This is a genomic window from Pseudodesulfovibrio sp. lm2024 (assembly GCF_051175575.1).
Taxonomy (GTDB): domain Bacteria; phylum Desulfobacterota; class Desulfovibrionia; order Desulfovibrionales; family Desulfovibrionaceae; genus Pseudodesulfovibrio; species Pseudodesulfovibrio caledoniensis.
This window is the reverse complement of the sequence record NZ_CP195092.1, coordinates 2822808-2847848: the sequence shown is the minus strand read 5'-3', so window position 1 is coordinate 2847848 and position 25041 is coordinate 2822808. Positions and strand designations below refer to the sequence as shown.

The window sequence follows — 25041 nt, the reverse complement described above, 5'->3', positions numbered from 1 at the left end:
CTATCCCTGTTTCAGGGTTAACGGCAGCCCGGCCGCCACCAGGAAAGCCTGGTCGGCCCGCACGGCGACAGCTTGGTTGAGCGCGCCGAGGCTCCGCACGAAGGCCCGGACCGCGCTGCCCGCAGGCAACGGCCCAAGCCCTGTCTCACAAGAGACAAGTATCAAATCCGTGGAGCCCCAGTTGTCGAGAACTTCCAGGAATTCCTCGACCTTAACCGGCTCGCATCCGGCCTCGCGGCAGGCGAACAACCAGTAGTCGAGGCTATCCACCAGCACGGCCGGAAACGACAATTTAGCCTTTTGGAGCCTTTGAGGCAAGTCCTCGGCCACTTCCGCCACCTCGATACCGGGCCCCCGGCTTTGGCGGTGGAGCCGTATTTGGTCGCGAAATTCCATGTCCCGGGCCTTGCCCGTGGCCACGAACAGGGCCGGACCGGGCGAATCGGCCAGCAAATTCAGCGCGAAATCGGATTTTCCCGATTTGTTGCCGCCGAGCACCAATGTGATCATTTTTCTCCCTCCCATCGGGCGAACCACTGGCCCAGGAGGTCCAGGGAGTCGAACAGCCCCCGCCGGCCAAAGACCTCCAGGGTCACCGTGAAGTCGGACGCCCGCGCAAGCAGGGTCCGGAGCAGAACCTGGCCCACCGGGTCCAGCTCATTGAGCGGCCAGTGCCGCCGGTCCCGCTCGGCTCCGTACACGTGGAGCATGCGCACCCGGTCCCACAGGCCGGGCAGCTTGAGCACGTCGCGCTGGTCATAGGCCTGGATGTGCCCGATGTCCAGGCAGGCGGAATAGCCGCCCTCCACGACCTCGTCCCAGACCGGGGTCAGGCTGCGGCCGCCCACGTTCTCGATCAGGAACCGGGCCGGGTCCACGCCCTTGTCGCGCAGCCTGGCCGCCAGGGGCACGAGCAAGTCCGGCTCCTCGGGTGGGTGGAGCACATACGCCCTCGGCGAAACCGGGGCGATCTTGTCCAGCAGCCCGTCAATCTTTTGCCAGACGGTCTCGAATCCGGCCTGCCACGGCAGGTCCAGGGGCAGGTGCACGTGCCAGGAGCAGGGCAGGTCCGCGAGATGCGCGGGCAGGTCCTTGTCCGTGTAGGCCAGGCAGGCCTCGGTCTCGAAGAAAAGAACAGCGATTTCGGGAAAATGGTCGGCCAGAAACACGGCGTTTTCGGCCAGTCCGGCGGGCAGCACGGCCGAGGGCGCGGCCAGGGGAAAGGGGAAGCGCACGCCCCATTTTTCCTCCACGGCCCGCACGGACAGGGGGCCGGAGTGCGCACTATTTGCCCGGTCACGGCCGGGGCCGTCCGGGGAACCCGCCGGTTTCGTTGACATAGGATCTCGGGGCATGGCTATTGCAGCGGACCGCTCAGTGTGACGAACGATCTGCCGAGGTTTTGAATATGATCGGGTTTCGGAATTATTTCCAACATAAGTTCAACCCCCTGCATCTCTTCTGCCGGTTGCGCCGATTCGGCATGCCCCGGTCCGCGGCCCGCAGCCTCTGCTGGGTCTACGAACGCGGGCTCTACCGCTTCATTCTCTAATCGAGCAGGCCGAGTTGCTTTTCCTTGGTCACCTTGCGGGCGGCCAGGGTGGACTTGGTCAGAAGTTCTTCAGGGATTTCCCTAAGATATCGTGATCTCGGCAGGGTCAGGGTCTTGCCGTAGAGTTGCCGGTTGGCGGCGTGGCTGAGATAGAGGTTGCGCCGGGCGCGGGTCATGCCCACGAACATCAGGCGGCGCTCCTCGGCGAACCGCTGGCCCCGGCCCGGGGTCAGGGTGACCTTGGCGGTGAGCAGGTCCATGCCCGCGAACGGTAGTATGCCCTCCTCGCAGGCGGGCATGAAGACAGCCTCGAATTCCAGCCCCTTGGAGGCGTGCAGGGTCATGATCTGGACCTTCTCGGCGGTCCGTCGGACCAGTTCGAGCTCGGTCTGGAGCGACACCCAGTTGACCAGCCCCTGCCAGCCGCCGCGCCGGTCGAACTCCGTTTTGAGCTCCTTGAACTGGCGGCTCTCCCAGAAGAACTGGTCGAAGGGCGGGGTCTCGCTGAGGAACGCGGCCAGTCCCACCGGCCCCTTGGCCAGGATGTGGTCCGGGATCTCGATGGTGTCCTCCACGCCGGACAGGGTCATGCCCAGGAACTGCTCGGCGGCCTTGAGGATGGCGGCCACGCGGGGCTCCTGCCAGAACCCTTCCAGCTCCGGTGTGGAGACCGGCACGCCCGCGCGCTTGAGGGCCTTTTCGATGACCGGGATGAGCGCCTTGAAGCGGACCAGCACGGCGATGTCGCCGGGGGCCAGCTCGCCGCCGCCCTCGCCGTCCACGATGGAGTGGCTGGTGGCCCCGATGAGTCCCTTGATCTTGTCGCTGATCCAGGTGGCCTCGCGCATGGCGTCCGGGGCCTCGAACAGGTGCATGGTCGCGGTCACGTCCTTGCGCGCGATCAGGCGCGGGGAGTCGGGGAAAAGATTGCCCGCCCCGTCCAGGATGGTCTGGCCCGAGCGGTAGTTGTCGATCAGGGTGATCGGCTCGATGTTCGGCCAGACTCCCTTGAGGTGGGCCTCCACATCGCTGACCGCGCCACGGAACCCGTAGATGGACTGCTTGGGGTCGCCGATGCAGAACAGCCCCTCGCCGGACTGCCCGGCGATGCCCCGGACCACGGCCAGCTGCAGGGGGGTGAGGTCCTGGACCTCGTCCACCAGCACGTGGGTGTAGGGCATGTGGAAGGTCGGCGCGCCGGACTGCTCCAGCATGAATTCCAACAGGTCGGTGTAGTCCACCAGGTCCCAGTGGTTCTTCTGGTTGCCGTAGCTGATATGCGCTTCGGCCAGGTCCTCGGGCAGCTCGGTCAGCTGCTCGCGGGCCAGGATGTACTTGTTCCAGTAGTGGTCGAGGTTCTTGCCCGCGAACTCCGGGTTGACCTCGGCGAAAAGTTTCTTGGCCGCCGCTTCGGGCACCACGATGGGCGTCTCGGAGTAGGCGTGCTTCCAGTAGTCGAAGCACAGGGAGTGGAGCGTCCCGGCCTGGGGCATGTCCGCGTTCTCGCCGCGCAGGGCGTGCAGCCGGTCGCGCATCTCCTGGGCGGCCCGGCGGGTGAAGGTCAGGGCCAGGATGCGCTTGGGGGGGACCCCCTCGTCCATGAGCCGTTCCACCCGCCCCATGAGGGTCTGGGTCTTGCCCGTGCCCGGACCGGCCAGGACGAGCACCGGGCCGGGGCCCGCGTCGATGGCCGCCTGCTGGGCGTCGTTGTAGGCCAGGGGCACGGCCTCGACCTTGGGCCGGGACACGGCCTTGCAGGTCGCGGCCATGCCGGGGTCGGGCCTGACCTCGGGCCGGGGGATGTGGATGAGCGTGGCCCCGTTCTTGATCTGGGCGCGTTCCTTTTCCGAGAAGACCGAGATAACCCCGAATTCGCCGTCGAACCCGGCCTTGCGGATGACCTGGCCGTCGCGCATGCGGATGATGCCCTCGGCCAGGTGGCAGGAGAAGCGGTTCAGGTCTTCGGCGGGCACCCGCTGGAGCACATCCAGCTCGTTGCCGAACTCGCGGATGAGCTTCATGTACAGGTGGTCGACCTTCTTGGAGCCCGCGCCCACGCCGAGCACCTCGGAGAGGATCTCCTTGAGCGGGATGAGCGAGACGAAGCCGGGCGCGCCAGCGGGCTGGACCGGCTCCTCGCGGTCGGCCAGCTCCAGGACGCGGTTGTACACGCCCACGGTCACGGGCTTGCCGCAGACCGGGCAGATGCCGTCACGGGCGATGGTCTCGTGGGGGTCCATGGACACGCCGCACTTGCGGTGCCCGTCCATGTGGTACTTGCCCTCCTCGGGGAAGAACTCCACGGTTCCGAGAAATTTGTGGCCCAGCCCCTCGCCGCGCAGGGCCCGGTAGATGCCCTCGTAGGATATCTCGCCCCGGAACAGGTTGGCCTCGCGGCCGAGCTTTTCGCCGGAGTGGGCGTCGGAGTTGGAGATCAGCCGGATGCGGTCCAGTTCGGACCAGGTCCAGTTCATCTCCGGGTCCGAGGACAGGCCGGTCTCCATGGCGAAGATCTCGTCCGCGTAGTCGCCGAAGCATTCGCGGATGGAATCGAAGCCGGACTTGGAGCCGAACAGGGAGAACCAGGGGGTCCAGATGTGCGCTGGGACCAGGAAGGCCTGGGAGTGGGTGTCCAGGACCAGGTCCATGAGGTCGCGGGAGTCCAGGCCGAGGATGGGGCGGCCGTCCGAGGCCAGGTTGCCGACCTGGCCGAGCCGCTCGTTGAACCGCCGGACCGCGTCCAGGTTGGGCATGAACACCAGGTTGTGGACCTTGCGGACCTTGCCGCCGCGCTTGTAGATGGAGCTGATTTCGGTCTGGAGCATGAAACGGGTGCGGCCGGGTATCTCGCCGTCAAAGACCGGGATTTCCTTTTCCAGCCCGGCGGGCTCTCGCAGGGTGAAGAGTCCCTTGCCGTTGTCCTCCAGCTGCTCCTCGATCTCGGCCAGCCACTCCGGGTGGGTGAAATCGCCCGTGCCGAGCACGGAAAGCCCCTTCAGGCGGCCCCATGCGGCCAGGTTCCGGATGGTCAGTTTCTTGCTGGTGGCACGCGAAAAACGGGAGTGGATGTGCAGGTCGGCGGTGAATCTTTCCATGGAGGGAACAGTATAGGCATACTCCTATTATTGCAACCCGTGGACCTCGCCAAAATGGGTTGACTGCGGGTTTTGTTGCAGATACAACTTTTGTCATGAATCTTGAACGACTGAACCCGAGGGAGTCCATCGGCTTCCTCGCATGGAAGGTAGCCCGCATACACGCCAACGATCTGGCCGCCCGCTTCGCCGAGGCCGGGGTCAAGATCACGGTGGAGCAGTGGCGCGCCCTGTTGCCGGCCTACAAGGCCGACGGGCTGACCCAGGGGAGGCTGTGCGACATGCTTTCCCAGGAGAAGACCGGGGTCAGCCGCCTGGTGGCGGCCCTGGAAAAGCACGGCCTGCTGCGCCGCGAATCCAGCGACGACGACCGGCGGGTGAAGTATATCTACATCACGGACAAGGGCCGCGAGTTGGTGGACTTCACCCTGGACATCGTCCATGAGAGCCGCGCGGAGATCGCCCGGCACGTGGACCCCGAGGAATTCGCCGTGTGCAAGCGGGTCCTGTGGCAGCTCATCGAGCCGCACCTGGACCCCGCCTGCTGCCTCAAGGAACAGTCGTGACGCGAAACTGGGGGTAAACGTCCGAAGGGACCGCATTCGCGTGCGGGCTCCTGCCGGAACGGGGCGTTGTGGCCCTGATTCCGCATTTTTTTTGCGCCATGGCGGCGACGGATAGGTGAATCACGGCTGGAACAGGGAAAAACTTACGGGAGACGGGTGAGTGATGCGGAAAGTCCTTGAGAGTGCGGTTGTCTTATGTCTGATGATGCTCCTGGCCGTCCCGGCGTCCGCCCAGCAGGGCGAGCGACCGCCATCCCCGGTGGTCACGGCCAAGGTGACCAGCGGCGATATGGCTCCCGAGACCGAGTTCATCGGCACCGTCTACTTCTCCGAGATTTCCAACGTGGCCGCCGAGGTCGAGGGCAAGGTCGTGTCCCTGGACGTGCAGGACGGCCAGCGCGTCAAGAAGGGCGACCAGCTGGTGGTCCTGTCATCGGACATCCTGGACAGCAGCATCGCCAACGCCCGCGCCCTGTTGGAGCAGGCCAAGGCCGACTTTGAACTGGCCAAGCTCGAGAACGAACGGACCACCAAATTGTATCAGAGCCGCACCGTGGCCGAGGGCGAATACGACTCCAAGCGGCTGACCGCCCTGTCCGCCGAAAAGGAGACGATCGCGGCTCAGGCGATTCTCAACCGGCTGCTCACCGAGCGCGCCAAGAAGACCATCCGCGCCCCCTACGACGGCGTGGTCATCGAGCGCAAGGCGTTTCGCGGCGACTGGATATCGGTGGGCGCGACCGTGGCCGTCATGGCCGAGGACCAGGACTTCGACGTGGTGGTCAACGCCCCGCGCGAGGCCTTCGGCGTGGTCAAGCCCGGCCTTGCGGTGACCGTCAGGGTGGCGGGCCGGGACGTGCCGGGCACGGTCTTCGCGGCCATCCCGCGCGGCGACGTGGCCACCCGCACCTTCCCGGTCAAGATACGCGTGCGCAACGACGGCTTCCTGGCCCAGGGCATGGAGGCCCGTGTGGTCCTGCCCAAAGGGCTGGGCGGCACGACCATGATCGTGCCCCGCGACGCAATCATCTCGTCCAGGGGGCAGATGGTCGTCTGGGCCGTGGTGGACGGCAAGGCGCAGCCCATGCCGGTGTACGTGGTCGGCTACCGGGGCATGGAGGCCGGGGTCAAGTCCACGACCCTCAAGGAGGGCATGGACGTGGTCGTCAAGGGCAACGAGCGGCTCCAGCCGCAGCAGCCTGTGGCCGCACAGCCCATGGCGCGGCAGTAGGAGGTTGCCATGGATATCGTCGGAACCGCCATACGCAAGCCCGTGGCCGTCCTGGTCGGCGTCATCCTCGTGGTCCTGTTCGGCACGGTGGCCCTGCTCGGCCTGCCGTACCAGCTTTCGCCCAACGTGACCGAGCCGGTCATCACCGTGACCACCACCTGGACCGGGGCCACGCCCTACGAGATGGAGCGCGACGTGGCCGAGGAGCAGGAAAAGGTGCTCAAGGGCATCCCGGCCCTGACCCAGATGGAGAGCGCCAACTACAACGCGCGCACCGAACTGACCCTCAAATTCGAGATCGGCACCGAGATCGACAGCGCGCTGCTGCGCGTGTCCAACAAGCTCGACGAGGTGCCGGAATACCCCGACGGCGTGGACCGGCCGATCATCTCGGCCACCGGCGCGTCCACTTCCCCGGTCATCTGGCTGGTCCTCGAGACCCTGCCCGGCAACGACAGGGACGTGACCACCTACCGGACGTATTTCGAGAACGACATCCGCCAGTACATCGAGCGCGTGGAGGGCGTGGCCGAGCTGTTTGTCGGCGGCGGCCGCGAGGATGAGATGGACGTCATCGTCGATCCGGTCAAGCTGGCCTCCTACAACCTGACCGCCACCGAACTGATCGGCGTGCTCAAGAGCGAAAACGTGTCCGTGTCCGCAGGCACGCTCGGCGTGGGCCGCCGCGACTACCGCATCCGCACCCCGGCCGACTTCAAGACCCCGGAGGACATCGAGTCCGTGGTCATCTCCTCGTCCGGCCAGTACCGCGTCACCCTGGGCGACGTGGCCACGGTGGCGCGCGGCAACGAGAAGCACACGGTGGCCATGCGCTACAACGGCGAGACCGGCATGGTCGTGGGCGTCCGGCCCGAGCCGGGCACCAACATCCTGACCATGACCGACGATGTTCACAAGGTCATCCAGGAACTCAACGACGGTCCCTTGGCCGAGCAGGGCGTGCGCTTCAACTGGGTCTACGACCAGCGTCCGTACATCAACGGCGCCATCGGCCTGGTCCAGCGCAACATCCTCATCGGCTCCATCCTGGCCATCGTGGTCCTGTTCGTCTTTCTCCAGTCCTTCAGCTCGACCATTATCGTGGCCGTGTCCATCCCGGTGTCCATCGTGGGCGCGTTCATCATGTTCGCGGCCTCGGGGCGGTCCCTGAACATCGTGTCCATGGCGGGCATATCGTTTGCCGTGGGCATGCTCGTGGACAACGCCATCGTGGTCCTGGAGAACGTGGACCGGCATCGAAACATGGGCAAGTCGCCATTCAAGGCGGCCTATGACGGGGCCAGCGAGGTCTGGGGCGCGGTCCTGGCCTCCACCCTGACCACCGTGGCCGTGTTCCTGCCCGTGGTCTTCATGGAGCAGGAGGCCGGGCAGCTGTTCAAGGACATCGCCATCGCCGTGACCTGCGCCATTGCCCTGTCCATGCTCGTGTCCGTCCTGGTGATTCCCATGCTGGCCAACCAGTTCTACCGCATCGCGGACATCAAAAGACAGCGCGAGACCCCGTCCGACGGGCCGCGCACCCCGGCCGGGCTGTCCCTGGTCAAGCGGGCGCTGATCCCCTTGACCCGGATCGGCGGCAAGCTGGCCGACTGGATCATCGGCGTGCTCTCCTGGGCCATCGACAACTGGAAGACCCGGCTGATCACCGTCCTGGGGCTGACCGCCTTGTCCGTGCTCATGGTCGTGACCATGTTCCCGAAGATGGAATACCTGCCCCAGGGCAACCGCAACCTGATCATCAACATCCTCATCCCGCCGCCGGGCCTGTCCTTCGAGGAGCGCGACGACATCGGCAAGTACGTCTTCGATCAGGTCAAGCCCCGGTTCCGCAAGGAAGTGAACGGAGAGCCCGGCGTGGAGGAACTCTTCTACGTGTCCGCGCCGACCATCAACCTGTTCGGGGCCATCTCCACCCAGGAGCAGAACGCGGGCGAGCTCATCCCCATGTTCATGCGGATCATCAATTCCATCCCCGGCATGTTCGGCGTGTCGCTCCAGGCGTCCATCTTCGAACAGGGGCTGGGCGAGGGCCGCGTCATCAACGTGGATTTCTCGGGCGACGACCTGAACCAACTGGTGGCCGTGGCCGGGACCATGTTCGGCATGACCATGCAGACCATCCACGGCGCGCAGATCCGGCCCATTCCGTCGCTGGAGCTGCTTTATCCAGAGGTCCGTTTCCACCCGTACCGCGACCGGCTCAAGGCCGTGGGATTGACCTCCGAGGACCTGGGCACCGCCATTGACGTCATCTTGGACGGCAAGGAGGTGGGCGACTACAAGGAAGAGGGCAAAAAAAAGATCGACCTGGTGCTCAAGGCGTCCAACGAGAACGTGGCCACGCCCGAGGAGCTCTATTCGCAGTTGGTGGCCACCCCCAAGGGGTGGGCCGTGCCGCTGTCCTCTCTGGCAGACATGGAGAACACCTACGGCGTGACCCAGATCCGCCACCTGGAACGCAGGCGGACCATCACCCTGCAGGTCACCCCGCCCGTGGACATGCCCCTGCAGTCGGCCATGGAGATCATTGAACAGCAGCTTCTGCCCCAGGTGGAGCAGACCGGGTTGATGCGGGACGTGTCCGTGCGCCTGTCCGGCGCGGCCGACAAGCTGACCGTGACCCGCGACGCGCTCAAGTGGAACTTCATCCTGGCCATGATCATCACCTACCTGCTCATGGCCGCCCTCTTCGAGAACTTCATCTACCCGCTGATCATCATGTTCACCGTGCCCCTGGCCGGCGCGGGCGGGTTCATGGGCCTGCGTCTCGAGAACCTGCTCATCGCCCCGCAGCCGTTGGACATCCTGACCATGCTCGGCTTCGTCATCCTCATCGGCGTGGTCGTGAACAACGCCATCCTCATCGTGCATCAGTCCCTGAACAACGTGCGCGAACAGGGCATGGACCACAAGGAGGCCGTGCTCGACGCGGCCCGCACCCGGCTTAGGCCCATCTACATGTCCGCGACCACTTCGGTCTTCGGCATGCTCCCCCTGGCCGTGGCCCCGGGCCCCGGCTCCGAGCTCTATCGCGGCCTGGGCGCGGTGGTCCTGGGCGGCCTGGCCCTGTCCACGGTCTTCACCGTGTTCGTCATCCCGGCCCTGCTCATGTTCGTCATCCCCATGGAAAAGAAGGGCGGCGGGCAGGAAGAAGCCTAGACCGGGCAACCCCGAAATAAACGGCCCGCCATGTTCGCCATGGCGGGCCGTTCGTTTTGCCTTGTTTGCGGCCGATTTCGGGCTAATCCTTGGCCCGGGTGGGGTTGTCCAGGACCCGTTCCACGGCCTTGCGGATCTGGGAGCGCAGCTCGTAGTCCGAGACGCGGTCCGAGAGCACGATGGATCCGGTCTGGGCGTAGGCCGCGGGCAGCAGGTTCAGGGCCAGGGCGTAGATGTCCTGGATGTCCAGGTCCTCGAAAATATAGTCTTCGTAATATTCGTCGAGGATCTCCGGGATCAGTTCGGCCACGCGCCGCTCGTTGCGGTTCGTGATCTTGGATACGTCCACCCCGTTAATCTTCATCGATTTTTTGAGCATCATGGGCCTTCCCCCGGTGGTTGGCGGTTTTCAGGAGTTGCCCCAGGTTAACCCTGATCGCCGTTTCTTGGCAATCGAATGGTACATTTCATGCTAAGAATATAGGGTGAACGTCTGCGGTTTTTCGCTACAACGCCTGCGCGGGAAGGCATTATGGCCACGCAACCTATTGAACAGGCTGTACAAGGGTACACGTACAAGCGTCCGAGAAAATCCGTTTCGGACAGCGACTTTCCCCTGGGCCCCGAACAGTCAAAAACCCGTCGGGACGACGCTCCGGCCTCGGGCTCGGTCCTGCGCGGCTATCTGCGCGATCTGCTTTCCACCGCATCACCCGATGCCGACGGGCAACTGACCTTCGCCGACGTCGAGACCCGCCATACCGAATTGCTCGAAACCTGGAACGACGAGGTCAAGGCCGACCTCCAGGGACTGGGCGTGGACACCGCCACGGTCTTCCGTCTGCTCCACGACCCGGCGGGCGCGGCCACGGTGGCGGGCGACCATCCGGACAAGGACATGATCAACGCCTATTTCGCGGCCAACCCCGAGCGGGTCCACCAACTCGGCCAGGCCCTCCAGTTCGGCAAGCTCGCCGCCGCGGCCAGGAACAGCCTGTCCGAACAGGACATGACCCGCCCCCTGTCCGCCGAGGCCATGGCCAACTGGTACGCCGCCAACATGCCCCCCCAAACCCTGTTCGCCCCCGGCGGCGTTGTGGTCGGTGCGGGCGCCGCCCCGTACAAGGGGCTGGACATCCGGGTGTAGTGACTAAGGGGAGCGTCTCCCCACATGCCTCTCATCCCTGGAGCGATTCGGGTGCGCAGCACCCGACAGCGGCTCTCTCCACGCGCTAGCACAAGGCTTTCGAGAGTGTGTCAGCTGTGCATTTTCTTCCGGGGGGCTTCCACCGCAGCGTAGCCGTCCACGTGAGGATGGAAGCCCCCGGAAAAAATGTGCAGATGGCCCGCTCTCGGAAGCCGCCTCCCGTCGCGCCATGACTCGTCTTTAGAAGTCCTTCAGATACCTTTCCAACCGGTTCATGCCTTCTTCTATGTTGGCCATGGAGGTGGCGTAGGAGAAGCGGATGTAGCCTTCGGCTCCCTGGCCGAAGTCGATACCCGGGGTGACGGCGATGTGGGCCTTTTCGAGGATGTCGTAGGCCAGGGACAGGGAGGAGCCGCCGAACTTCTCGGCGTAGGGGCGCATGTTGATGAGCACGTAGAACGCGCCGGTGGGTTCGTGCTTGACGGGCAGCCCCATGGTCTTGAGGCGGTCGAGCATGTACACGCGGCGTTTGTTGTAGGTGGCCTTCATGCGTTCCACGTCCTCACCGGCCTCCTTGAGCGCGGCCAGGCCGCCCCACTGGGCCATTGTGTTGGCCGAGATGAAGAAGTTCTGGGCGAGGTTCTGCAGGGTGCGCATGAAGTGGGGCGGGGCGATGAGGTAGCCCAGCCGCCAGCCGGTCATGGCGTAGAGCTTGGAGAACCCGTTGAACACGAAGGCGCGGTCCGTGTATTCGAGGATGGAGTGTTCCTTACCCTCGTAGACCAGGCCGTGGTAGATTTCGTCGGACACGATCCACAGGTCGTGCTCCTCGGCGATCTCGGCGATGGCCTTGAGGCGCTCCTCGGAGAGTAGGGTGCCGGTGGGGTTGGCCGGGGAGTTGATCAGGATGGCCTTTATCCGGTCGTTCTCGGCAAGGGCCTTGCGGATGGCGGACACGCGGTACTGGAAACCGTCGTCCTCGAAGACCGGGACCTTGACCGGCTGCGCTCCGGCAAAGGTGATGAAATTGTCGTAGCAGGCGTAGCACGGGTCCGAGGTGATGACCTTGTCGCCCTGCTCCAGAATGGTGGAGAAGAGCACGAGCATGGCCGGGCTGGTGCCCTGGGTGACGACCATGTTGTCCGGTTCGACGGTAACGCCGTATCGTTTTTGGTAGTCTTCGCAGATGGCCTCGCGCAGTTCGCGGATGCCCAGCGAGTGGGTGTAGTGGGTCTGGTTGTCGTCGAGCGCCTTGCAGGCGGCCTTCTTGGCGCACTCGGGGGTGTCGAAGTCCGGTTCGCCCACGCACATGCGGATGACGGACTGTCCGGCACGCTCCATGGCCTCGGCCTTCTCGTTGATTTCCATGACCAGGAACGGGGTGATGCCGCAGCAACGATCGGATATGCTCATGTCGCGTCTCGCAAAAGAAAACCCCGCCCCTCGCCGGTGCAGCAAGAGGCGGGGAAAGTTGTTTACAATGTCGCCGGTTACGCTACTTCAACGATTTCGATGTCGAACACCAGGGTCTGGCCGGACAGGGGATGGTTGCCGTCCAGGGTGACCAGCTCCTCGTCGAACTCGGTCACGCGCACGTAGGCGGGCTGGTCGTCGTCGGTGCGGATCTCCAGCATGATGCCCTCTTCCAGCTCCACGGTGGGCGGGAGCTGCTCGCGGCGGACCTGGAAGACCAGTTCCTCGCTGGGGGAGCCGTAGCCCTCCTCGGGCGGGATTTCCACGGTCACGGAGTCGCCCGCGGACTTGCCGATGACGGCTTTCTCGAACCCTGCGATGACCATGCCTTCACCCAGTTTGAACTCCAGCGGCTCGCGGCCTTCGCTGGAATCGAACTGGCTGCCGTCCTCCTTGAGGGTGCCGGTGTAGTGTACCTTTACAGTGCTGCCATTCTGCGCAGTCATAGAATCTCCTGGATGGTTGTTTGGCCCGGTCGTATCCGGGTGGATTGGGACACCCTAGCGCGTTTTCGCCTAGAAGTCGAAGTTGATGACCTTGCGGACCTCTTCCATGGTCTTTTCCGCGTAGGAACGCGCCTTGGCGTTGCCCGCCTCCAGGATTTCCCGGACCTTTTCGTCGGTGCAGGCGGCGCGGCGCTCGTGCAGGGGCGTGAGGAACCGTTCCAGCGACTCCATGAGCAGCTTCTTGCAGTCCACGCAGCCCCAGGAGGCGTCCTTGCACCCCTTGATGATCTCGGGGAGCTTTGCCGGGTCGGTCATGAGCCGGTGGTAGGGGAAAAGGTTGCAGACGTCCGGGTCGCCCGGATCGGATTTGCGCAGCCGGTTCTCGTCGGTCTTCATGCCGCGCACCTTGGGCATGATCTCGTCCAGGGGCTCGGAGAGCATGATGGAGTTGCCGTAGCTCTTGGACATCTTGCGCCCGTCCAGGCCGGGCAGGACCGGCTCCTCGGTGAGCATGTCGGCCGGTTCCGGGAAAAGGTCGGTGTTGTTCAGGTGGTTGAACCGGCGCGCGATCTCGCGGGTCAGCTCCAGATGCGGCAGCTGGTCCTTGCCCACGGGCACGGCCAGGGGCTTGTACATGAGGATGTCCACGGACATGAGCACCGGGTAGCCGAGGAAACCGTGGGTGTTCAGGTCCTTCTGGGCCAGCTGTTCCTTCTGGTCCTTGTAGGTCGGGCAGCGTTCGAGCCAGCCCAGCGGGGTGTACATGGACAGGATCAGGTTGAGCTCTGCATGCTCCTTGATCTGGGACTGCTGGAAGATGGAGCACTTTTCAGGGTCCAGTCCGGCGGCCACCCAGTCCTTGACCAGGCCGGGGATGAACCCCTTGATGCGGGTCGGGTCGGCGTATTCGCTGGTCAGGGCGTGCCAGTCGGCCACGAAGAAAAAGCAGTCGTACTCCTCCTGGAGCTTCAGCCAGTTGTCGATGACGCCGAAGTAGTGACCAAGGTGGAGGGGGCCGGTGGGCCGCATGCCGGAGAGGATTCGTTGTTTTTCGCTCATGATGAAGTGGTCTGCTGTTTGAGGGTTAGAGGGGCACGCCCAGCAGGGAGCCCAGCCCCTGGACCAGGGGGACGATCACCCGGCCGACGATGTCGAGCCCGGTATAGCGACCGAGCAGGATGATGGCGATGAGGATGATGAACCCGTAGCGGCTCAGGGACATGTACTTGTAGGCGGCTCGCGGGGGAAGAAAGTACGCCAGGACGTTGCTGCCGTCCAGCGGCGGTATGGGCAAAAGATTGAAGGCGGCCAGGATGAGATTGACGAAGACCCCGTAGTAGGCCACGGCGTAGAGCGCGCTGCGGGGGCTCAAGCCGAACAGGGCCATGAGGTGGAAGGCCCCGGCGAACAGGGCGGCCAGGATGAAGTTGACGCCCGGCCCGGCCATGGCGGTGAGCATCATGCCCTTGCGCGGGTCCTTGAAGTAGCGGGCGTTGACGGGTACGGGCCGCGCCCATCCGAAATGGACGAAGAAGAAGGCCAGGGTTCCGATGGGGTCCAGGTGCTTGAGCGGGTTCAGGGTCAGCCGCCCGGCGGCCTTGGCCGTGGGGTCTCCGAGCATGTAGGCCACGTAGCCGTGGGCCACCTCGTGGAAGACCAGGGCGACGAGCAGGCCCGGCGCCAGGGTCAGGTAGACCTGGATGTCCTGTGCGGTGATATTGAACATCTGGTGCGGCTATCATGCAACGGGGTGGGGCGGCAAGGTATTTCAGGCCGCGAACCCGCCCGGTGCGCCGGTTGTTACACGATCTCCGCCCTGGACAGGAGCTTGATGAACCGCTTGATCATGTCCGGCTCCACCAGCCCCTTGTCGTCGGTCAGAGCCTTGAGGGCGTCGAACGGCTTGATGGCCCGGCTGTAGGGGCGGTTGCGGGTCAGGTCGTCGTAGCGGTTGCACAGGGCGACCACGCGGGTGGGCAGGGGGATTTCCTCGCCCGAGGCCTGGGTGGGGTAGCCCTTGCCGTCGTACCGTTCGTGGTGGAACAGGATGCAGTTGGTGGCGATGACCGGCAGGTCGAAGTTGGCGCACACGCGCACCCCGATAAGCGGGTGCATGGCGTATGCCTGGAACTCGGTCGGGGTCATGGTCGCGGGGTCGGTGTTGAGCAGGTCCTCGTCCATGCCGACCTGGCCGATATCGTGGAGCAGCGCGCCCATGCCGCAGGCCAGGACGTCCTCGTCCTCGAGCTTGTACTCCTGCATCAGGTTCACGGCGTAGACCATGGTCGAGATGCCGTGGTGATAGGTCCCGTACCCCTTGCCGATGAACCGGGCCAGATTCTTGAGCGGGGCCGGTGATTTCAGGAAGTTCGTGCTGCTGCGGATGAGTTCCTGGAAACGGACGTAGCGCTTCTTGAAGGCCGGGCCGGGCAGGTTGGTCTCGAACAGCTCCTGGGACAGGGCCGAGGCCGCGTTGGTCCATGCCTGGGCGCGCTCGGGCAGGGAAATGGATTCGTCCTCGAGCAGGTCGATGAGGTTGGCCTGGATGTAGCTGTGGTAGAGCTTGCGGGAGCGCTTGTCCACGTAGATGGTCACGATCCCCGCCAGGGCCAGCTCCTTGCGCTTGGCCTTGGTCAGGGTCCTGCCGCTGGCGTTGAACAGGACGTAACTGTCGTCGTGGCGCAGAAAAATGTCGAAGGGCACCTTGAAATCGGGCCGCAGGATGAGTGGAGAGATGGGGAAATATTCAGCCTTGGTCATTTGGGCCATGGGCATCTTCCTGTTTGTCCGGGGCCTCGGAACCCCCTGTCCCCTCCCGGAATGGTCTCAGCTATCCATGAATGTTGTCGATTGTCAATGATAGCCGGACGCTCCCCGCGCCAGCCCCAAAAAGCAGGACGCCCCCCCACGATGGGAGGACGTCCGTTTCGGGAGTGAGTATGAAGGAGAAATACTATACGCCGGCCTTGTTCAAGGCCATCCGGACCTTGTCCTTCAACTCGGTCAGGTCCACGGACTTGACCACGTAGTAGTCCGCCGCGATGGACTTCAAGTCATGCTGGAAGGAGTCGTAGGCCGTCGAAAGGATGACCGGAATCTGCTGATCCTTGGTGCGGATTTCCTGCAGCAGGTCGAGACCGGAGCGGTTGACGCCCAGCTTGATATCCAGAATGACTATGGTCGGGTTTTCCCTGGCGATGACATCGAGAATGTCTTCTTCACCGTCCGAAGTGGCGACAACGTAATTCTCGGCTTCCAGTTCTTCCCGATAGAGCATGCGGATGTGTTTCTCATCGTCGACTACGAGAATCTTGGGTTGACTCATGGCTTCCTCCTTGGATTTAGCCCTTGGTTCGAGCATAGGCGATATTTCACTTTAGGGTCAACAGCGGTTTTGAAATTAATGGCAGATAATCACCCTGGCCCCGGCCCGGGCGGCGGGCGGGGCGAAACTTGAACTCGGACGCCAACCTGCGTAGTGTCCGCCGCAGCCGCTGGCCCTCAAAATGACCTGCGGCAAAGGAGACACCCATGATCATTGTCAATCTGGAACCGGACGGAAAGCGCATCGAGCTGGACAACACGCGCTCGGTGCTGGCCGTGCTGAACAAATTGCGGCTCCGTTCCACCATGGCCATCGTCGTCCGCGACGGCGAGCTGCTCACCTCGGACCGCAAGCTCTTCCACGGCGACGAGCTTATGGTCCGCAAAGTCACCTCGGCCGGTTAAGGGGGTATGTTCATATGAAATGCACCCGCTGCCGCAAGACGGCCCACGTGGCCCTGCCGAGTCACCACTCCGGCTTCTGCGCCGACTGTTATCCGCTCTTCTTCACCAAGCAGGTGGAGACGGCCATCCGCCGGGAGAAGATGTTCACCCGCGACGACCGGGTCCTGGTGGCCCTGTCCGGGGGCAAGGACTCCCTGGCGCTGATGCTCGAACTCAAACTGCAGGGGTACGACGTGACCGGCCTGCACATCGACCTGGGCATCCCGAACTCGTCGGACAAGGCCCGCAGCAAGGTCGAGAACTTCTGCGAACTGAACGAACTGCCCCTGCGCGTCTTCGAGATGGCCGCCTGGGGGCTGCCCATCCCGGACGTCAAGGAACACATCAAGCGTCCGGTCTGCGCCGTGTGCGGCAAGATGAAGCGCCACCACTTCAACCGCATCGCGGTGGAGGAGGGGTTCGATGTCCTGGCCACCGGCCACAACCTGGACGACGAGGTGGCCCGGCTGTTCGCCAACACCCTGCGCTGGGACACGGCCTATCTGTCCGACCAGGGCCCGGTTCTGCCCGCGTCCGAGGGGTTCGTGCGCAAGGTCAAGCCCCTGTTCCGCTTAAGCGAGTTCGAGACCGCCAACTACGCCTTCCTCAAGGGCATCGAGATCCATTCCGACCCCTGCCCGTACGCGGGCGGAGCCAGCTTCACCGGCCACAAGGAGTTGTGGGGCGAGCTGGAACACCGCAGCCCGGGACAGAAATTCCAGTTCTACCAGTCCTTCCTGAAAAAAGGCAAACCGGCCTTCGCCCAGGTGGAGAAGGAGACCGGGGCGGAACTGAAGCCGTGCACCGAGTGCGGCTCGCCCACCAGCGCCGAGATATGCTCGGTCTGCCGCATCAAGGCGGCGGTGCGCGAGAGCAAGGCCCAGGCGGAGTAGTCCCGTGGCCGCGCCGAGGATATCCGTGACCATGCCCTGCTTTAATTGCGGGCGGACCGTGGCCGGGGCGCTCGATTCGCTCCTGGCCCAGGAGGGCGCGGACTTCGAGGTGGTGGCCGTGGACGACGGATCAACCGACGACACCGCGTCCGTCCTGGCCGAATACGCGCGCCGGGACGGACGCGTCCGTACCTTTTCCATCCCCCACGGCGGGGTCATCCGGGCGGCCAACGCGGCCATCGAGGCCTCCAGGGGCATGTACATCGCCCGCATGGACGCCGACGACGAGTCGCTGCCGGGCAGGCTCGCGGCCCAGGCCGGGCTGCTCGACGACCACCCGGAGGTCGGCCTGACCGGCTGCCGGGTGCGCTTCGGCGGCTGCCGCAAGACCTGCCGGGGGTACGCCCATTACGTGGACTGGACCAACACCCTGCTGACCCACGAGGCCATCAGCCTGAACCGGTTCGTGGAGTTTCCGGTGCCCAACCCGTCCATCATGTTCCGGCGCGACTGCCTGGAGACGCACGGTCCGTACCGCGAGGGGGACTTTCCCGAGGACTACGACCTGCTCCTGCGCTGGCTGGAGGGCGGGGTGAGGATGATGAAGGCGGACGCCGAACTGCTGGTCTGGAACGACCCGCCGGAGCGGTTGTCGCGCAACCACCCGCGCTACGACGTGGACGCCTTCTACCGCATCAAGACCGAGTATCTGGCCCGCTGGCTTGAGCGCAACAACCCGCATCACCCGGTGGTGCACATCCTGGGCTCAGGGCGGACCACCCGCAAGCGGGCCGACCTGCTGCTCGAGCACGGCGTCGAGTTCGCGGCCTACTACGACGTGGACCCGAAGAAGATCGGCCACGTGGTCCACGGCCTGCCGGTCCGTGACCGCAGCCAGGCCCCCGGACCGGGCCAGGGATTTTGCATCCCCTATGTGGCCAGCCGTGGCGCGCGCGAGGAGATCGCGGCGTTCCTCGGCGAGCGCGGCTGTGAGCTTGGCCGCGACTACATCCCGGCCGCCTGACGTCCCTCTCTTTCTAGCCATCCCTCCCGGAATCTGGCACGGTTCGCTCAAGACAAGGAGTATTCATGAAGTTCGTATCCACCCCGGATTGCGCGCCCCCGGCGGGGCATTATTCACAGGGCGTCGTGCACGGCGGCCTGGTCTGGGTCTCCGGCATGCTCGCCGTGGACCCGGCCACGGGCGAAAGGAAGCTCGGCTCGGTCGAGGAGCAGACGCTCCAGGCGCTGCGAAACGTGGACGCGGTCCTGCGCGCCTCGGGCTCAAGCCGCGACCGGGTGCTCAAGTGCACCTGCTATATTTCCGACATCGAACTGTGGGGACGGGTCGACGCGGTCTACGCCGAGTTCTTCGGCGACCACAAGCCAGCCCGCGCCGTGGTCCCGACCCGCGAACTGCACTACGGCTTCCAGGTGGAGATCGAGTGCGTGGCCGCCGTGGACGATGGCCAGGGGGAGGGCGCATGACCCGGTTCGTCTGCCGTGGTTGCGGCCTGGATTTCGACGTCATGGCCCCGCGCTGGCGCTGCGACTGCGGCGGCCTGCTGGACCTGGATTTCACCCCGAGCCTGGACCCCGCCAAGGTGGCCGGGCGGCCCGCCACCCTGTGGCGCTACCGCGAGGCGTTGCCCGTGCCCGAGGGCGCGGAACTGACGCTCGGCGAGGGGTTCACCCCCATGGTCGAGGTGGAACTGGGCGGACGTGGCGTGCTGGTCAAGCAGGAGCAGCTCTTTCCCACCGGCTCGTACAAGGACCGGGGCGCGGCGGTCATGATGGCCATGGCCGCGCACATCGGCGTGACCGACGTGGTCGAGGACTCGTCCGGCAACGCGGGCTGCGCCGTGTCGGCCTTTGCGGCCAAGGCGGGCATCCGGTGCCGCATATTCGTGCCCGCCGACAACTCGCCGGGCAAGCTCGGGCAGATCGAGCTCTACGGGGCCGAGCTCAATCCCGTGCCCGGCTCGCGCGAGGACACGGCCGCCGCGTGCATGGCGGCGGCCAAGGATCATTACTACGCCAGCCACGTGTACAACCCGTTCTTCTTCCACGGCACCAAGACCTTCGCCTACGAGGTGGTCGAGCAACTCGGCTGGAAGGGCCCGGACGCCGTGGTCCTGCCCGCGGGCAACGGCACCCTGTTGCTCGGGGCGCACATCGGCTTCACCGAACTGAGGGACATGGGGCTCATCGAGCGCGTGCCCCGGCTGGTGGCCGTGCAGTCGGCCCGCTGCGCGCCGCTGTGCGCGGCCTTTGCCGAGGGCGCGGACGCGGTGGACGCCGCCGCATCCGAACCCACCCTGGCCGAGGGCATCGCCATCGCGCTGCCCATGCGCGGGACGCAGATGCTCGAGGCCGTGCGCAACACCGGCGGGACCTGCCTGGCCGTGTCCGAAGAGGCCATCCTGGCCGCCTTCCGGGACGCGGGGCGCAAGGGGTTCTGCATCGAACCCACCTCGGCGGCCGTGGCGGCCGGTGCCGCGCAGTACGCGGCGGCCGCCGATCCGGACGAGACCATCGTGACCATGTTCACCGGCCACGGGCTCAAGGTGGGGGACAAACTGCATAAGCTGGTCAGCGACTGACCGAAAGGACGCTTCCCATGGCCGACAGCGACGCGATCATGACGCCTGTTACCCGGCCCCGCAACCCGTGGCTGGCCCTGCTTCTCTCCCTGGTGGCCGTGGGCCTGGGCCAGGTCTACAACGGGCAGTGGAAAAAGGGCGTGGGCTTCTACCTGGCCGAGATCCTGGTGGCCCTGTTCATGGTCCTGTTCTGGGCCGATTTCGCGGCCATGCTCCTGTGCGTGTCCATCCTGATCGGCTACAACCTGTTCGCGGCCGGGGAGGCGTTCGCCACGGCGCGCAAGCTGACCGGGTACACCCTCAAGCCGTGCAATCGGCTGTGGATATACCTGGTCTGCCTGGCCGTCAGCCTCGGTTCGGGCGCGGTCTTCGAGCACGTGGTCAACGGCTGGTTCTTCAAGGCGTACAAGGTGCCGTCCGCGTCCATGCTGCCGACCATCCGGGTGGGCGACCACTTCATGGTCGAGGTCCTGGAGCCCGGGGATACGCTTGCGCGCGGCGAGATCGTCATCTTCTCCACGCCCGGTACCAACGGGCGCGATTTCGTCAAACGGGTGGTGGGGCTGCCCGGCGAGACCGTGGAGATCCGGGCGCGGCGGGTGTTCGTGAACGGCGCGCCCCTGGACGAGCCCTACGTCTGCTACACCAGGGAGGGCATCCTCCCGGTGCGCGACACCTTCGGGCCGGTCCGGCTGGGGCCGGACGAGTATTTCCTGATGGGCGACAACCGCGAGGACAGCCTGGATTCGCGCTGGCTCGGGCCGGTGCCCAGGGATCGGATAACCGGGAGGGCCGGGTACATCTATTTCCCCGGCGACATGAAAGCGCCTGACTGGTCGGACAGGCTGGGAGCGCCCCTGCGCTAGGCGGGGGCGGCCTACCAGAACTCGCGGGCCGCGAACAGCCCGTCCGCCTGGTTGATCTTCAGCGGGCGGATTTCCTTGATGCCCAGGGCATCCATGTAGCCCAGGACCAGGATGAGGTTGGTCAGCCGACTCTCGGCGAATTCGCTGTCGAACGCCTTGTCCGGCTTGCCGGTCCACCGCTTGAGCGCCTCGGCCACCTCGTCGCGGGTGTAGGTCTCCTTGCGGCCGCCGAGGACCTCGGGCACGGAGTAGTAATGCACCCCGCCGATGCCGGCCACGGTCAGGCCCGGCTGGGAGACCCGGTTGGCGATGTACAGGGGCACGGTCATGGCCGCATGGGCCTGGATATAGGCCAGGGCCTGCTCGGCCTCGTGGGCGCTGACCGGGTTGGGACTGACCGTGGTGTTGAGGTCCTTGTGCTGGATGTTGTGGATGACCACGTTCTTGAAGGCGATGGAGGCCATGGGGTCGAGGTAGAAGAGCAGGCCGCCGTCCGGCTTGCGGATGGTCATCTGCATGGAGTTGCCGCCGATGTCCCAGACCAGGAGGTCGTGGGCCTTGTCGCCCAACTCCTGGCGCACGGCGTGGTAGCCGAGCATGGCCGACTGCTGTTCGGAGATGACCCGCGAGGGGATGCCCGTCTCCTGGCGGATGCGCACGAAATAGGCCCGTCCGTTCTGGGCCTCCTGGAAGATGCGGCCGCCCACGGCGGAGTACTCCAGGGCGCTCTTCTCCACGGCCACGGCCTTGAGCCTTTCCAGGGCCTGGATGCCCTGGGCCATGACTTCCTTGCTCAGGTTGCCGTCGTAGGACCTGGCCAGGTCCTCGGCGAAGTCGACCTTCTCGGACAGGGTCGCCACCGGGGTGACGATCAGGCCGGTGGAGATGTCCACGTCCGCGACAATGCACTTGATGTTGGCGGAGCCGATGTCAAAGGCCGCGCGGCGGACCACCGTGGCGTCCTGCGCGGAGGACGGCGAGGCCATGCAGAGGCACAGAATCAGTCCGGCCAGCAGTGCGATATTCAATCTTGGACGCATCATTCTCCCCCAATGTCTCCTACAAGGCTTACCGATGTAACCTATAGAAAAAAGGAAGGGTTCGCAACGTCAAGGCGCGATGTGTCACTGCTTGGTGGAGCGGTAGGTGGCCCGGTTGCGCCTGAGCTGGTACTTGCGCACGGCCTGGTTGTGCTCCTCCAGGGTCCGGCTGAAATGGTGCGAGCCGTCGCCCTTGGCCACGAAATAGAGAAACTTGTGCTGCTCGGGGTGGACCGCCGCCATGAGCGACTCCAGTCCGGGCGAGCAGATGGGGCCCGGAGGCAGCCCCGGATGGACGTAGGTGTTATACGGGTTGTCCCGGTCCGTCAGGTCGCTCTTTTTGAGGTTGCCGTCGAACTTCGGGCCCAGGCCGTAGATAATGGTCGGGTCGCACTGGATGAGCATGTGCCGTTTGAGCCGGTTGTGGAACACCCCGGCGATGCGCGCCCGCTCGTTCACGTCGCCGGTCTCCTTCTCCACCAGAGAGGCCAGGATCACGGCGCGGTGCATCTCCTCGAAGGGCGGCAGCCCGCCGGGCCAGACCTTGTGCGCGTTCTTGAAGAATTCCCGGATCATAACCTCGGCCATATGGCGTGCCGGGTGGTCCTTGGGCGGGGTGAGCAGGTAGGTTTCGGGAAAGAGGTAGCCTTCGGCGTCCTTGGCTTCAATGCCGTATTCCGCCAGCAGCTTCGGATCGGACACGGCCTTGGTGAAACCGTCCGCGTCGCCCAGGCCCGCTTCCTCGATGACCGAGGCCGTCTGCCACCAGGTCAGCCCCTCGCGCACGGACACCCGGCGCATGACCCCGGTTGACGAGGTCAGCTCGGTCAGGACGCGTTCGGGCACCCATCCGGTGGACAGCCTGAACACGCCCGCTCGCACGGCCGAGCCCTTGCCCGTGCGCACGGCCAGCCGGTAGAAGCGGCGGGTGTCGGTGATCAGCCCCTCGCTTTTCAGGTTGGCGGCGATGGTGGTGAATATCTGGCCCGGCTCCACGCGGAACAGGACCTCGCGGCCCGGGGTCTCGGGCGCGGTCTTGAGGAACTGCTCCTCCTGCCACGCCTTGTACCACTTGTAGCCGCCCGCGCCGAGCCCGGCGAGGACCGCCAGCAGGACCGAACCAATCAGGAAGTAACGGAATCGAGCCATGAGCGAAGGATGACCACGGCGGCCTGGCTGTCCAGGGCGGCCTTGCGTTTGGCGCCGTACAGTCCGGCGGCGTTGAGTTCCTCTTCGGCCTGGGCCGAGGTCAGCCGCTCGTCCATGAGGTGGACGGGCTGGGCGATCCTGCGCTCCAGGCTCTGCGCGAAATTGCGTGCCTGCCGGGTGGTCAGGGTGTCCTCGCCGCTCAAGGAGAGCGGCAGGCCGACCACCACGGCCTCGATGGCCTCATCATGAATGATTTCGGTCAGTTCGTCAAAGAGCCCCTGGCGCGTGGTCCGCTCGATGGTCTTGAGCGGCGAGACCAGGGTGCCGGTCCGGTCGCTGACCGCCAGCCCCACGCGCTTGAGCCCGAAATCGATGCCGAGCGCGCGCACCTAGACGTCCTCCAGCGGGGTCTTGGTCCGGTAGCCCATGGCCTGGACGTCGGCGATGAGCGTGCCGGTCTCGTCGGTGACCCGGACCGAGTAGGTGGCCATGCGGCCCCCGGCGGACAGCTCCCTGGCCGTCGCCGTGAGCTCCCTGCCCGTGGCGGGCTTGAGGTAGGCGATGGAGAGGTTCACGGCCAGGGCGACGTTGCCGTGCGCGTTGGCCGCCGCGCCGAAGGCGGTCTCGGCCAGGGTGTAGATGGCCCCCGCGTTGACCGTGCCGAACAGGTTCAGGTGTTCGCCGCGCACGGCCATGCGGCAGGTGGCCGCGCCAGGCGAGAGCTCCGCCACCTCCACTCCGGCGTGGGCGGCGAACCGGTTCTTCTCGTTGAAGAGTCGTCGTATTTCCAGGTTGTCCATGGGCTCCCCTGCGCGTGAATGAATGAGACAAAAAAGCATGCCCGCCGTTCGCGGTCAAGGTCCGGGTGGGCCGCGTCCGGAAAATCGTCGGACCTGCGGAGGTTATTTTTTGCCGTATCGGTTTGACGCATAATTCGCATCGGGTGTACGAATCTGGAGTGTGCGTTCACCGTAAACCGGGGAGGCCGTATGGCAGACAAGAAACGGATAGCGATTTTTTGCGACGGTACCTGGAACTCGCCCGACACGACCAGCGAGGGCGTATCCTGCGCCACCAACGTGGTGCGCATGGCCGAGGCCGTCAAGCGGGAAGGCAAGGACGGAGTGGAGCAGAAGATGTTCTACGACCCGGGCGTGGGGGCCAGCGGCACCCGGCTTCGGCGGGTGTTCGAGGGGGCCACGGGCACCGGGCTGTCGAAGAACGTCCGCGAGGCCTACCGGTATCTTTCCTCGGTCTACGAACCGGGCGACGACCTGTACCTCTTCGGGTTCAGCCGGGGCGCGTTCACCGCGCGCAGTCTGGCCGGGCTGATCCGCAACTCCGGGCTGCTCTGCCCCGAGCATCTGGACCGGGTCCCCATGGCCTACAAGCTGTACCGCTCAAGGGGCGTGGATTCGCATCCCCGGGCGCGGGAGGCGGTCCTGTTCCGCAAGACCTACGCCTTCGAGGACGTCACCCCGATCAAGTTCATCGGGGTCTGGGACACGGTCGGCGCCCTGGGCAACCCGGCCTGGCTGCGCAGCCCGCTCAGCCGCCGCAACTCGTTCCACGACACGTCCCTGAGCTCCAAGGTCGAGAACGCCTTCCAGGCCCTGGCCGTGGACGAGAAGCGCAGGCATTTCATGGACAGCCTGTGGGTCCAGGACAATCCCGCGCCCAAGGGACAGACCCTGGAGCAGGTCTGGTTCGCCGGGGTGCATTCGGATGTGGGCGGGGGCTACCCGCAAAACGGCCTGTCGGACATCCCGCTGAAGTGGATGATCGACAAGGCCAAGTCCTGCGGTTTGGAATTTTCTCCGTTCAAGCCGGGACCCAAACCGGACCCCATGGCGCCGCGCCATGAATCGTGGAAGGGGTTCTACCGGGTCGTCCCGCCCCACCACCGCAAGGTGATGCAGACGGAAAACGCGAACGAGTCCCTGCACCCCTCGCTGGAGAGGAAATACCGCGAGGACCCGACCTACAAGCCGGAGAACCTGCGCCACGTCCTGGGGCCGAAACCCTAGGGGAG

26 protein-coding genes are annotated in these 25041 nt (G+C 65.1%); 12 read left to right on the top strand and 14 right to left on the bottom strand.

Features of this window, described 5'->3' with window-relative positions:
• Both ACR42D_RS13510 and cbiR read right to left on the bottom strand, forming a co-directional pair.
• A complete protein-coding gene (locus tag ACR42D_RS13510; RefSeq protein WP_484567310.1) occupies positions 1 to 510 on the bottom strand; it encodes a bifunctional adenosylcobinamide kinase/adenosylcobinamide-phosphate guanylyltransferase in 510 nt (169 codons plus the stop codon).
• On the bottom strand, positions 507 to 1340 hold the full coding sequence (gene cbiR, locus ACR42D_RS13505) for a cobamide remodeling phosphodiesterase CbiR (RefSeq protein WP_484567309.1): 834 nt from the start codon (positions 1338 to 1340) through the stop codon (positions 507 to 509). Before cbiR ends, ACR42D_RS13510 begins: the two co-directional genes overlap by 4 nt.
• Positions 1341 to 1408: 68 nt before the next feature.
• Between cbiR and ACR42D_RS13500 the strand changes: the two genes are divergently transcribed.
• The gene (locus ACR42D_RS13500; protein WP_484567308.1) at positions 1409 to 1552 is read left to right on the top strand and encodes a hypothetical protein; all 144 of its coding nucleotides are present in this window, start codon (positions 1409 to 1411) and stop codon (positions 1550 to 1552) included.
• Here ACR42D_RS13500 and ACR42D_RS13495 read toward each other — a convergent pair.
• Entirely contained in the window at positions 1549 to 4647 is a 3099-nt protein-coding gene (locus ACR42D_RS13495) for a UvrD-helicase domain-containing protein (protein ID WP_484567307.1), read from the bottom strand. The genes ACR42D_RS13500 and ACR42D_RS13495 overlap by 4 nt on opposite strands.
• 95 nt (positions 4648 to 4742) lie before the next feature.
• Here ACR42D_RS13495 and ACR42D_RS13490 point away from each other — a divergent pair, with 95 nt between their 5' ends.
• The 3 genes from ACR42D_RS13490 to ACR42D_RS13480 all read left to right on the top strand — a co-directional run bounded on the left by ACR42D_RS13490 (position 4743) and on the right by ACR42D_RS13480 (position 9624).
• A complete protein-coding gene (locus tag ACR42D_RS13490) occupies positions 4743 to 5213 on the top strand; it encodes a MarR family winged helix-turn-helix transcriptional regulator (RefSeq protein WP_484567306.1) in 471 nt (156 codons plus the stop codon).
• A gap of 163 nt (positions 5214 to 5376) precedes the next feature.
• A complete protein-coding gene (locus ACR42D_RS13485) occupies positions 5377 to 6444 on the top strand; it encodes an efflux RND transporter periplasmic adaptor subunit (RefSeq protein ID WP_484567305.1) in 1068 nt (355 codons plus the stop codon).
• A gap of 9 nt (positions 6445 to 6453) precedes the next feature.
• Positions 6454 to 9624, top strand: coding sequence for an efflux RND transporter permease subunit (locus ACR42D_RS13480; RefSeq protein WP_484567304.1), 3171 nt, complete (start codon positions 6454 to 6456; stop codon positions 9622 to 9624).
• An 82-nt stretch (positions 9625 to 9706) separates the two neighbouring features.
• On the opposite strand, the gene ACR42D_RS13475 is transcribed toward ACR42D_RS13480, so the two are convergent.
• Positions 9707 to 10006, bottom strand: coding sequence for a late competence development ComFB family protein (locus tag ACR42D_RS13475; RefSeq protein WP_484567303.1), 300 nt, complete (start codon positions 10004 to 10006; stop codon positions 9707 to 9709).
• 150 nt (positions 10007 to 10156) lie between these two features.
• Between ACR42D_RS13475 and ACR42D_RS13470 the strand changes: the two genes are divergently transcribed.
• Complete coding sequence (locus tag ACR42D_RS13470) at positions 10157 to 10771, top strand: hypothetical protein (protein ID WP_484567302.1); 615 nt, start codon at positions 10157 to 10159, stop codon at positions 10769 to 10771.
• A gap of 240 nt (positions 10772 to 11011) precedes the next feature.
• On the opposite strand, the gene ACR42D_RS13465 is transcribed toward ACR42D_RS13470, so the two are convergent.
• The 6 genes from ACR42D_RS13465 to ACR42D_RS13440 form a co-directional block, all read right to left on the bottom strand.
• On the bottom strand, positions 11012 to 12184 hold the full coding sequence (locus ACR42D_RS13465; protein WP_484567301.1) for a pyridoxal phosphate-dependent aminotransferase: 1173 nt from the start codon (positions 12182 to 12184) through the stop codon (positions 11012 to 11014).
• A 77-nt stretch (positions 12185 to 12261) separates the two neighbouring features.
• Positions 12262 to 12690: an FKBP-type peptidyl-prolyl cis-trans isomerase gene (locus ACR42D_RS13460; RefSeq protein WP_484567300.1), complete on the bottom strand. Its 429-nt coding sequence runs from the start codon at positions 12688 to 12690 to the stop codon at positions 12262 to 12264.
• Between the two features lie 69 nt (positions 12691 to 12759).
• A complete protein-coding gene (gene trpS, locus ACR42D_RS13455) occupies positions 12760 to 13749 on the bottom strand; it encodes a tryptophan--tRNA ligase (RefSeq protein ID WP_484567299.1) in 990 nt (329 codons plus the stop codon).
• 25 nt (positions 13750 to 13774) lie between these two features.
• The gene (locus ACR42D_RS13450) at positions 13775 to 14416 is read right to left on the bottom strand and encodes a site-2 protease family protein (RefSeq protein ID WP_484567298.1); all 642 of its coding nucleotides are present in this window, start codon (positions 14414 to 14416) and stop codon (positions 13775 to 13777) included.
• Between the two features lie 74 nt (positions 14417 to 14490).
• Positions 14491 to 15459, bottom strand: a complete 969-nt coding sequence (locus tag ACR42D_RS13445) for an HD-GYP domain-containing protein (RefSeq protein ID WP_484567297.1) — start codon at positions 15457 to 15459, stop codon at positions 14491 to 14493.
• A 184-nt stretch (positions 15460 to 15643) separates the two neighbouring features.
• The gene (locus ACR42D_RS13440; protein WP_484567296.1) at positions 15644 to 16015 is read right to left on the bottom strand and encodes a response regulator; all 372 of its coding nucleotides are present in this window, start codon (positions 16013 to 16015) and stop codon (positions 15644 to 15646) included.
• Positions 16016 to 16221: 206 nt separating this feature from the next.
• Here ACR42D_RS13440 and ACR42D_RS13435 point away from each other — a divergent pair, with 206 nt between their 5' ends.
• From ACR42D_RS13435 to lepB, 6 genes are all read left to right on the top strand, one after another.
• On the top strand, positions 16222 to 16419 hold the full coding sequence (locus tag ACR42D_RS13435) for a hypothetical protein (protein WP_484567295.1): 198 nt from the start codon (positions 16222 to 16224) through the stop codon (positions 16417 to 16419).
• 14 nt (positions 16420 to 16433) lie between these two features.
• A complete protein-coding gene (locus tag ACR42D_RS13430) occupies positions 16434 to 17351 on the top strand; it encodes a TIGR00269 family protein (RefSeq protein WP_484567294.1) in 918 nt (305 codons plus the stop codon).
• A gap of 4 nt (positions 17352 to 17355) precedes the next feature.
• The gene (locus ACR42D_RS13425) at positions 17356 to 18375 is read left to right on the top strand and encodes a glycosyltransferase (protein ID WP_484567293.1); all 1020 of its coding nucleotides are present in this window, start codon (positions 17356 to 17358) and stop codon (positions 18373 to 18375) included.
• Between the two features lie 65 nt (positions 18376 to 18440).
• Positions 18441 to 18839, top strand: coding sequence for a RidA family protein (locus ACR42D_RS13420; RefSeq protein WP_484567292.1), 399 nt, complete (start codon positions 18441 to 18443; stop codon positions 18837 to 18839).
• Positions 18836 to 19954 carry a threonine synthase gene (locus ACR42D_RS13415; protein WP_484567291.1) on the top strand — a complete coding sequence of 373 codons (1119 nt, stop codon included), beginning with the start codon at positions 18836 to 18838 and terminating at the stop codon, positions 19952 to 19954. Before ACR42D_RS13420 ends, ACR42D_RS13415 begins: the two co-directional genes overlap by 4 nt.
• Positions 19955 to 19971: 17 nt before the next feature.
• Complete coding sequence (gene lepB / locus ACR42D_RS13410; protein ID WP_484567290.1) at positions 19972 to 20820, top strand: signal peptidase I; 849 nt, start codon at positions 19972 to 19974, stop codon at positions 20818 to 20820.
• Positions 20821 to 20831: 11 nt separating this feature from the next.
• On the opposite strand, the gene ACR42D_RS13405 is transcribed toward lepB, so the two are convergent.
• From ACR42D_RS13405 to ACR42D_RS13390, 4 genes are all read right to left on the bottom strand, one after another.
• Positions 20832 to 21863 (bottom strand): Ppx/GppA phosphatase family protein, encoded by a 1032-nt coding sequence (locus ACR42D_RS13405; protein WP_484567289.1) that lies wholly within the window; start codon positions 21861 to 21863, stop codon positions 20832 to 20834.
• An 81-nt stretch (positions 21864 to 21944) separates the two neighbouring features.
• Positions 21945 to 23009 (bottom strand): endolytic transglycosylase MltG, encoded by a 1065-nt coding sequence (gene mltG, locus ACR42D_RS13400; RefSeq protein WP_484567288.1) that lies wholly within the window; start codon positions 23007 to 23009, stop codon positions 21945 to 21947.
• On the bottom strand, positions 22985 to 23398 hold the full coding sequence (gene ruvX, locus ACR42D_RS13395) for a Holliday junction resolvase RuvX (RefSeq protein ID WP_484567287.1): 414 nt from the start codon (positions 23396 to 23398) through the stop codon (positions 22985 to 22987). Before ruvX ends, mltG begins: the two co-directional genes overlap by 25 nt.
• Positions 23399 to 23809, bottom strand: coding sequence for a PaaI family thioesterase (locus ACR42D_RS13390; protein WP_484567286.1), 411 nt, complete (start codon positions 23807 to 23809; stop codon positions 23399 to 23401). It lies immediately after the preceding gene.
• A gap of 189 nt (positions 23810 to 23998) precedes the next feature.
• Here ACR42D_RS13390 and ACR42D_RS13385 point away from each other — a divergent pair, with 189 nt between their 5' ends.
• A complete protein-coding gene (locus ACR42D_RS13385; RefSeq protein ID WP_484567285.1) occupies positions 23999 to 25036 on the top strand; it encodes a DUF2235 domain-containing protein in 1038 nt (345 codons plus the stop codon).
• The last annotated feature ends 5 nt before the right edge of the window (positions 25037 to 25041 follow it).

Bases quoted from the DNA above. Each gene is read 5' to 3' on its own strand.
- ACR42D_RS13510 (WP_484567310.1), bottom strand. From the start codon at position 510: ATGATCACATTGGTGCTCGGCGGCAACAAATCGGGAAAATCCGATTTC.
- cbiR (WP_484567309.1), bottom strand. From the start codon at position 1,340: ATGTCAACGAAACCGGCGGGTTCCCCGGACGGCCCCGGCCGTGACCGG.
- ACR42D_RS13500 (WP_484567308.1), top strand. From the start codon at position 1,409: ATGATCGGGTTTCGGAATTATTTCCAACATAAGTTCAACCCCCTGCAT.
- ACR42D_RS13495 (WP_484567307.1), bottom strand. From the start codon at position 4,647: ATGGAAAGATTCACCGCCGACCTGCACATCCACTCCCGTTTTTCGCGT.
- ACR42D_RS13490 (WP_484567306.1), top strand. From the start codon at position 4,743: ATGAATCTTGAACGACTGAACCCGAGGGAGTCCATCGGCTTCCTCGCA.
- ACR42D_RS13485 (WP_484567305.1), top strand. From the start codon at position 5,377: ATGCGGAAAGTCCTTGAGAGTGCGGTTGTCTTATGTCTGATGATGCTC.
- ACR42D_RS13480 (WP_484567304.1), top strand. From the start codon at position 6,454: ATGGATATCGTCGGAACCGCCATACGCAAGCCCGTGGCCGTCCTGGTC.
- ACR42D_RS13475 (WP_484567303.1), bottom strand. From the start codon at position 10,006: ATGATGCTCAAAAAATCGATGAAGATTAACGGGGTGGACGTATCCAAG.
- ACR42D_RS13470 (WP_484567302.1), top strand. From the start codon at position 10,157: ATGGCCACGCAACCTATTGAACAGGCTGTACAAGGGTACACGTACAAG.
- ACR42D_RS13465 (WP_484567301.1), bottom strand. From the start codon at position 12,184: ATGAGCATATCCGATCGTTGCTGCGGCATCACCCCGTTCCTGGTCATG.
- ACR42D_RS13460 (WP_484567300.1), bottom strand. From the start codon at position 12,690: ATGACTGCGCAGAATGGCAGCACTGTAAAGGTACACTACACCGGCACC.
- trpS (WP_484567299.1), bottom strand. From the start codon at position 13,749: ATGAGCGAAAAACAACGAATCCTCTCCGGCATGCGGCCCACCGGCCCC.
- ACR42D_RS13450 (WP_484567298.1), bottom strand. From the start codon at position 14,416: ATGTTCAATATCACCGCACAGGACATCCAGGTCTACCTGACCCTGGCG.
- ACR42D_RS13445 (WP_484567297.1), bottom strand. From the start codon at position 15,459: ATGGCCCAAATGACCAAGGCTGAATATTTCCCCATCTCTCCACTCATC.
- ACR42D_RS13440 (WP_484567296.1), bottom strand. From the start codon at position 16,015: ATGAGTCAACCCAAGATTCTCGTAGTCGACGATGAGAAACACATCCGC.
- ACR42D_RS13435 (WP_484567295.1), top strand. From the start codon at position 16,222: ATGATCATTGTCAATCTGGAACCGGACGGAAAGCGCATCGAGCTGGAC.
- ACR42D_RS13430 (WP_484567294.1), top strand. From the start codon at position 16,434: ATGAAATGCACCCGCTGCCGCAAGACGGCCCACGTGGCCCTGCCGAGT.
- ACR42D_RS13420 (WP_484567292.1), top strand. From the start codon at position 18,441: ATGAAGTTCGTATCCACCCCGGATTGCGCGCCCCCGGCGGGGCATTAT.
- ACR42D_RS13415 (WP_484567291.1), top strand. From the start codon at position 18,836: ATGACCCGGTTCGTCTGCCGTGGTTGCGGCCTGGATTTCGACGTCATG.
- lepB (WP_484567290.1), top strand. From the start codon at position 19,972: ATGGCCGACAGCGACGCGATCATGACGCCTGTTACCCGGCCCCGCAAC.
- ACR42D_RS13405 (WP_484567289.1), bottom strand. From the start codon at position 21,863: ATGATGCGTCCAAGATTGAATATCGCACTGCTGGCCGGACTGATTCTG.
- mltG (WP_484567288.1), bottom strand. From the start codon at position 23,009: ATGGCTCGATTCCGTTACTTCCTGATTGGTTCGGTCCTGCTGGCGGTC.
- ACR42D_RS13390 (WP_484567286.1), bottom strand. From the start codon at position 23,809: ATGGACAACCTGGAAATACGACGACTCTTCAACGAGAAGAACCGGTTC.
- ACR42D_RS13385 (WP_484567285.1), top strand. From the start codon at position 23,999: ATGGCAGACAAGAAACGGATAGCGATTTTTTGCGACGGTACCTGGAAC.